We start from the raw sequence: 5,763 nt of genomic DNA on the forward strand, positions 1-5,763 counted from the left end.
GGGGTTTGGGGAGCAATGGAACCAAAAACCAACGTAAGCCTTACCACCTCCGCTCAGAGCCTTCTTCCTAGGCAATTCCCTCGATTGATCTTCCGTACTTTTCGAAAGTATTGCTTACGGCAATGTGCATCCGAGTTAATGTGGCCCAACACCACAATCTAGGAGCTGAACAATGAGCCAATCTGACCCGCAACACCCATCCCGCCGCATGCTGCTCAAGCGCGGAGCTGCCCTTTCCACATTGGCGATTACTGGAGTGGCCGGGTTAACTGTGCCTTCAGTGTCTTTTGCCGCAGCGCTTAGCAAAGAAGAGCGAGATAAAATGACGCCGGATGAGGTCATTGAAAGCCTGAAATCTGGCAATCTGCGTTTCCGTGAAGGCAAAATGCAGCAGCATGACTATTTGGCGCAAAAGCGCGCCAGTCAAAAGGGGCAGTATCCGTCAGCGGTAATTTTAAGCTGTATTGATTCGCGCGCTCCGGCGGAAATCCTGCTGGATGCCGGTATTGGTGAAACGTTTAACTGCCGTGTGGCTGGCAATGTGGAAAACGAAGACATTCTCGGCAGCATGGAATTTGCCTGTGCTCTGGCAGGGGCCAAGGTAATAGTGGTGATGGGGCATACCTCCTGTGGTGCGGTGAAGGGTGCCATTGCCAACGCCGAACTGGGAAACCTGACTGGATTGCTGAGCAAAATTAAACCGGCAATTACTGAAACGGCATACGCAGGTGAGCGTACGGCTGACAACTATGACTTTGTCGATTCCGTTGCCCGCACCAACATCAAGATGACGCTGGCCGATATCCGTCAACACAGCCCCACCCTGAATAAGCTCGAGCAGGATGGGAAAATAAAAATTGTAGGCGCTATCTATAAGCTTGTGGGTGGAGAGGTTGAGTTCTTTACCTGAGAATAAATAACCGTCAGCCTGGGCATGGCCGCTTTCGATCACAAACAGCTACAGGTCTTCCTCTGGATTACGCAGTGGCCGTAGCTCACCTCGGGCGACTTCTTCCGGTACCGCGAAGGAGTACCGTCCCAACATATTGATATGCTCGAAGATCAGCGGCGACAGCCGAACCAGATCCTCTTCCTGCACCGGGTAGCCGTGCTGCTTTAGCCGTTCCACAGCTGCCGTCATGTAGAGGGTGTTCCACAGCACGATGATGTTCACCACCAGGCCCAAAGCACCGAGTTGATCCTCTTGACCTTCGCGATAGCGCTGGCGAAGCTCGCCGCGTTTGCCATGGAACACGGCACGGGCCAGGCTGTGCCGACCTTCGCCTCGGTTCAGTTGGGTCAGGGTGGCGCGGCGCTTGGACTCATCATCGATGTAGGTCAGTGTGTGCAGGGTTTTCTCGATCCGCCCAAACTCTGCCAGCGCTTGGGCCAGGCGGGTCGGACGATCTCCCGTTTGCAGCGTGCGCATGATGCCGGTCGCCGGCACTCGACCGAGCTTGAGTGAACCAGCTAGGCGTAGTAGGTCATCCCAGTGTTCCGCGATCAGGTCGAGCTTGACCGACTGCCGGGCGAGTCCGTTGAGCTTGCCGTAATCCGCTTCTGGGCGTGTGCGCCAGAAGCGGGTGCCGCCGACATCGGCCAAGCGCGGGCAGAAGTGATAACCGAGCAAACGGAACAACCCGAACACCACATCGCTGTAGGCACCGGTATCGGTCATGATTTGTGTGGGCTGCAATTCGGTCTGTTGTTCCAGCACAACCGCAAGCAGTACCAGGCTGTCGCGCAAGGTGCCGGGTACTGTGATGGCGTTCAGGCCGGAGAACTGGTCGGAAATCAGGTTGTACCAGGTGACGCCCCGGCCGGTACCGAAGTATTTCGGGTTGGGCCCAGCATGCACGGTGCGCACTGGTACGACGAAACGCATGCCATCGGCGGAGGCCACTTCGCCGCCGCCCCAGATCTGAGCCAGCTCCAGTTGGCTTTGCGCCGACACCAGAATGGCGTTGGCTGCTGACAGGGTGTCGTCACGGAGATAGTTCTGGCTGACCCACGACAGCCGATCACGGCGCAGCGCTTGGTTATCGTTGCGGATCAATGGCTCCAGGCCGGTGTTACAGGCGCCTCCCAGCAGCACGGCGCACAGACTTGTCACCAGGTTGTCGGCCCGCGTATTGCGTTCGGATACATGGGTGAAGGCCTCAGCGAAGCCGGTACGGGCCGCGATTTCCAATAGGATTTCCGGCAGATCGACACGCGGCATCAAGTCGGCCACTGCTGCACGCAGTTGCAATAGCGAGTTTGGCTCCTCCAACTTGTCCAGCGCCCCGAGGGACAGCTCGGTTTTACCCTCTGCGCTCTCACTTAGCTGGATGGCCGGGTTGTCGGGAAGTCGGGCGGCAACCGCCTGCCACGTTGAATCCAGCTCAGCAGACAAAGCGTCCAAAGTGGTTTTGGCGTCGATGGTCAAGCCCAGTGAGCGGCAGATGATCGGTCGCGCCGACAGCCATTCTGCGCCATCGAGCAGACCGATACGCGGGTCGGCATAGCGCCAACTGGGTGCAACAAAGACATCGCGGCGGCGTAGGGCCGTGCGTAGTGCATCGAGCGTGCAGAAGACATAGGCGCCCATGTCGAGGGAGCCATCTTCGCGGGTGATGTGGTTCTGCCAGGCCTTGGCAACAATCTCCTGCGGCGCGTCATCCTCGGGCTTCCTGCGAGGTAGATTCAGTTGCAACCAGTCCAGACTAGCCGCCACCCCCTTGCCGGCGGGACTGAAGCCGAAGCGAATATGTTTCAGAAGATCGGGAAGGAAGCGGCGCACACTGCGGTAGCGCTCCTCCAGGGCGAGGTAAAATACATCGTTGGCCGGACGGATCAACGCAGTGACCTCTTCCAGGGCTTTCTCCAGCCTGACACGTGGCAGGTCGTTGAACAGCTGGGAACGGACGTTGTCATCGCTGATCGAGCTATCCAGCACGACCTTGCACGCAGCAGCGAGTGTTGCCGCCGAGCGATCCAGGTCTTTTAGGCTACGCAACCGGGCTTTCTTGTCAGCCTTCTCCGCATTGTTGAAAATATCACGTAGTAGCGCCTCCAGAACTTCCAGCGCATCGTCGTGCGCACTGGCTTCAAGGGAAACCGCGAACGCCACCAGCGTCGCCAACCGGCGCGACGCCGGCAGTCGATTGATGGCCGTGACCTTGGCCGTGTTGGAAAAGCGGGCCAGGGYTGCAATACGGCTGGGCGGGATATGTGCAGCCGGCGGCAAGGCGATACCCAACCCACGCACATCATCCAGCCGACGCAGCGCCCGAATCAGAGCAGGGCCACTGACCATCACCGGGCCGGAGCGTAGTTGATCCAGCCGGGAACTGCGGTTGCCTTCAGCCACCAGAAGCAAGTCTTGTAGGTGTTGTCTCTGTTCCTCGGTCACGCTGCGGCCTAAGGTGTACCAGAGGCGTTCTTCAACGCGGCTACGCAGTTGGGCAATGAAACGCTCTAACTGGGAAACCCCAGGCAATAGGACTTTCTGTGTGAACAGCCATGAGGCGGCTCGTTCAAACAGCACACCAGGCCGATCTGTGCCTGTCCAGCAGAGGGCATACAGCCATCGGCTCAAACGAAAGCCGATGCCAGGGTCTGTAAAGTGGCGATAGCCATAGCGCTCTTGAATATCGGCCGTATGTATCCAGCGACGATGATCGCTGTAACGCGCAAGACAGTCAGGGTCGGCGATTGCCAATTGCCGACAAAGTACATGCAGGACTTCCACCGGCACAGCAACGGGCTTGTCCGGCAAAACACCCACGAAGCGAACGGTAGTCAGCAGAACGGCATAGCCCAGGCGGTTATGGTTGCCGCGTAGTACCTGGACGGCTTCACGGTCTTCATCGCTCAGGTGGAAGTAGCGCTCCAGTTCATCACGGCTGGGTGCCTCGATGTAGCGACCAAAGCCGTCGCGCTGCTCCTGGGTCAGAAAGCCGACCGGCATGGATCACAGTACCTCGGCGCAGAACACCGCGGGGGTGACAATCCGCGTGCGTTCGATATGCCCGCGCTGCAAGAGGCCGGCGCGGCGATCACCGGTCACCAGATAGTCCGCATTGCCCGCCAAGGCCATGGCCAGCAGAAATGAATCATCCGGATCATCGGCTTCAACCTCGATGACCAAGCGCTCCAATACTACTGCGCGTTGCAGGTTGTTGATCATGGCTCCGACTTTGGCAGGCTGCAGGATGGCCTGAAGCTTGGGGTATCGACTAGCGCGCCGAATCTCATCGAGCTGTGCCCGTGAGGTTACTACCTCGAAGCGAGCCGAACGCCAGGCCCGATAGATCACATCAGGGGCCCCATGCGGTGAGATCAGCGCGCTGAATAGAATGTTGGTATCCAATACAACCCGCATCAGCGTTTACGTGCCCAGTCGAGCGCTTCATCAACCGCGTCGGTCAGCTCTGCCTCACTTAGATGGACGTTGAAAGCCTTGGCCTGTTCAGCGCTCAGTTCCAGGATGTGTGCCCGCACCGCCTCTTCGATGAAGCGCGACAGGTCGCCCTTACGGCCACCGCCTTGGCTGGCCAGAAACATGCGAAGCGATTGGTCGGTGTCGGTAGAGACGGCGACGTTCCAGCGAGTGGTGTTCATGACTTCTCCAATAACAGGTGTTTGTGTGTTTATACACCCGTTCCTTGCCGCTTCGCAATGGTTCGATAAAACCCTCGTTTTATAGAACTTTAACGGAAGACCAGCCCTGCTCTGAGTTAAGCCTCATTATGGTTTTAAATACTGGTATCGTTAATCAAGGTTCTATTTTCAATTTATCTGTTGAGTAAACGGTACTTCTGATGAAAATTGGCTATGCGCGGGTGAGTACTCGGGATCAGAACGCAGACCTCCAGATCGATGCTCTGAAAAAGGCAGGCTGCGAGCGGATCTATCAAGACGTTGCCAGCGGCTCAAAAAGCGCACGTCCGGAACTGGATAAATTATTGGTTCATGTGCGAGCCGGTGATGCCGTGGTGATTTGGAAGCTGGATCGTCTGGGACGCTCACTCAAGCACCTGGTCGAACTGGTCGGTGAATTGGCCGCTCGTAACGTTGGCCTGCAAAGTCTGAATGACCCCATCGATACCACTCACGCGCAAGGGCGCTTTGTGTTCAACCTGTTCGCTTCATTGGCAGAGTTCGAACGCGAGTTGATTCGTGAGCGCACACAGGCCGGCTTGTCCGCTGCACGGTCACGTGGTCGAGTCGGTGGCCGTCCGAAGGGGTTGCCAGCTCAAGCCGAAGCGACAGCTATGGCCGCAGAAACGCTGTACCGCGAGGGACGGTTAAGTGTGAGCGCCATTGGCAAGAAACTGCACATCTCCAAAAGTACGCTTTACCGCTACCTCCGGCATCGCGGCATAACGATCGGCGTACCCACAAAAATCTCCCTGCATCTCGACATTACAGTCCCACCGGCAGTGGACGATGCCGAACGGATCGCGACGGTCATATTGCGCCTGGCCGTCGAGAACAACAGCAAGTTCGTGCGTGGCAAAAAGCGGGCAAAAGAGAACATCGAGCGTTACTGCCTGGAACCCTATGGCATGAAGCCACTGGAGTCGGGCAACTACGCACTGAGCATTCCATATCGCAATGATGAGGCATTGGATAAGACGGTACATGATCTGCTGACCGAGATCAGCCAGGAAGCCGAGATGCGCAATTGTTTTATCGAGGCGGATGCCTGGGAAGAGGGCTCTGAGCGGAGGTGGTAAGGCTTACGTTGGTTTTTGGTTCCATTGCTCCCCAAACCCC

At 57.4% G+C, this 5,763-nt stretch carries 5 protein-coding genes; 2 read left to right on the forward strand and 3 right to left on the reverse strand.

The features are described from left to right. Positions 1–172: 172 nt before the first annotated feature. A complete protein-coding gene (locus L5M38_RS23575; RefSeq protein WP_034011920.1) occupies positions 173–910 on the forward strand; it encodes a carbonic anhydrase in 738 nt (245 codons plus the stop codon). Positions 911–958: 48 nt separating this feature from the next. On the opposite strand, the gene L5M38_RS23580 is transcribed toward L5M38_RS23575, so the two are convergent. Genes L5M38_RS23580 through L5M38_RS23590 form a run of 3 tightly spaced genes read right to left on the reverse strand, consistent with a single transcriptional unit; the run spans position 959 to position 4,605 of the window. Next, positions 959–3,952, reverse strand: a complete 2,994-nt coding sequence (locus L5M38_RS23580; RefSeq protein ID WP_263180488.1) for a Tn3 family transposase — start codon at positions 3,950–3,952, stop codon at positions 959–961. Between the two features lie 3 nt (positions 3,953–3,955). Continuing rightward, positions 3,956–4,366 carry a putative toxin-antitoxin system toxin component, PIN family gene (locus tag L5M38_RS23585; RefSeq protein ID WP_034011919.1) on the reverse strand — a complete coding sequence of 137 codons (411 nt, stop codon included), beginning with the start codon at positions 4,364–4,366 and terminating at the stop codon, positions 3,956–3,958. Further along, a complete protein-coding gene (locus L5M38_RS23590) occupies positions 4,366–4,605 on the reverse strand; it encodes a ribbon-helix-helix domain-containing protein (RefSeq protein WP_034011918.1) in 240 nt (79 codons plus the stop codon). Before L5M38_RS23590 ends, L5M38_RS23585 begins: the two co-directional genes overlap by 1 nt. 200 nt (positions 4,606–4,805) lie before the next feature. Between L5M38_RS23590 and L5M38_RS24505 the strand changes: the two genes are divergently transcribed. After that, entirely contained in the window at positions 4,806–5,723 is a 918-nt protein-coding gene (locus L5M38_RS24505; RefSeq protein WP_047306926.1) for a recombinase family protein, read from the forward strand. Positions 5,724–5,763 lie beyond the last annotated feature (40 nt).

It is taken from the genome of Shewanella sp. SM101, from assembly GCF_025654465.1.
GTDB lineage: Bacteria > Pseudomonadota > Gammaproteobacteria > Enterobacterales > Shewanellaceae > Shewanella > Shewanella oncorhynchi.

Bases quoted from the DNA above. Each gene is read 5' to 3' on its own strand.
- L5M38_RS23575 (WP_034011920.1), top strand. From the start codon at position 173: ATGAGCCAATCTGACCCGCAACACCCATCCCGCCGCATGCTGCTCAAG.
- L5M38_RS23585 (WP_034011919.1), bottom strand. From the start codon at position 4,366: ATGCGGGTTGTATTGGATACCAACATTCTATTCAGCGCGCTGATCTCA.
- L5M38_RS24505 (WP_047306926.1), top strand. From the start codon at position 4,806: ATGAAAATTGGCTATGCGCGGGTGAGTACTCGGGATCAGAACGCAGAC.
- L5M38_RS23590 (WP_034011918.1), bottom strand. From the start codon at position 4,605: ATGAACACCACTCGCTGGAACGTCGCCGTCTCTACCGACACCGACCAA.